Consider the following 887-nt stretch of genomic DNA (forward strand, 5'->3'; position numbering starts at 1 on the left):
TTTCTAAGTGAGCCATAATCGCTTCTTTCATCTGCTCTGGTTTCTGCAAAGCTTCAAATACCTTCAGCACAACCTGTTGGTCAAGCCAGTCGGCAGGAATTCTTGGCGAATCGCATGTAGGACTCCCATCTCTGTGGTAGCGTTTAAGCCTGCCGTAACAGGAGTAAACTGCTGTTTTCCCGTGGTCATAGGTTCCTCTAAATTGCAACCCGCATATTCCACAGTGAATAATCCCAGTAAGCAAAGGCGTTTCGTGCTTTCTCTGCCAGAACTTTGCTCTGTTTCTTCTTTCTTGTGCTAACTGATAGGTGTACTCGTCTACGATGGGTGGGAATGGAATAACAATCCAGTCATCTTCAACCTTGTCTGGTTCGGCATTCTTACCATTCCTACCAAAGTAGTTTTTGCCTATGTATGCCTGATGAGTAAGTATCTGTCTGACAGTAGCGTTTGACCAGTGTTTGACGTATTCACCTTTTTTGACCTCTCTTACCTCTTACTCCTACCCGAACTCCACGGACAGCGGAAGGAGGAAGAACACCCATCTTCGTTAACTTATCAGCGATAGCTTCCATTCCCAGTGGCTTACCTGTCTCATCACCGTACACGTACCAGTGATAGATGAGCCTGACAATTCTCGCTTCTTCCTCGTTAATCTCGAACTCTCCGGTTAGTGGGTTTTTCCGGTAACCGTATAAGATGTGACCACCTGGGAACTGACCCATTCGTGCCTTCTGGTATTTTCCCATCTTCATCCTTTCGGTAATCATTTCTCTCTCGTGCTGTGCGAAAGCAGCGAGAATTGTGGTAAACATCTTTGATGTTGGGTCTTTAGTATTAACGAACGGTTCCTGTACACTGACAAAAGTGATACTGTTTTTCTCGAA

2 protein-coding genes and 1 pseudogene are annotated in these 887 nt (G+C 45.3%); all 3 read right to left on the reverse strand.

Annotation, left to right across the window (positions count from 1 at the left end; genetic code table 11):
* Positions 1 to 244: zinc ribbon domain-containing protein (locus H964_RS11945; RefSeq protein WP_193353811.1), on the reverse strand; the 244-nt coding region annotated here is incomplete at its 3' end.
* Between the two features lie 48 nt (positions 245 to 292).
* Positions 293 to 451: pseudogene (locus H964_RS13485) on the reverse strand (recombinase family protein); the annotation flags it as partial.
* 19 nt (positions 452 to 470) lie between these two features.
* On the reverse strand, positions 471 to 887 hold a 417-nt coding region (locus H964_RS11950), incomplete at its 5' end, for a recombinase family protein (RefSeq protein ID WP_162151432.1).

Source organism: Caldicellulosiruptor sp. F32 (assembly GCF_000404025.1).
Taxonomy (GTDB): Bacteria; Bacillota; Thermoanaerobacteria; order Caldicellulosiruptorales; family Caldicellulosiruptoraceae; genus Caldicellulosiruptor; species Caldicellulosiruptor saccharolyticus.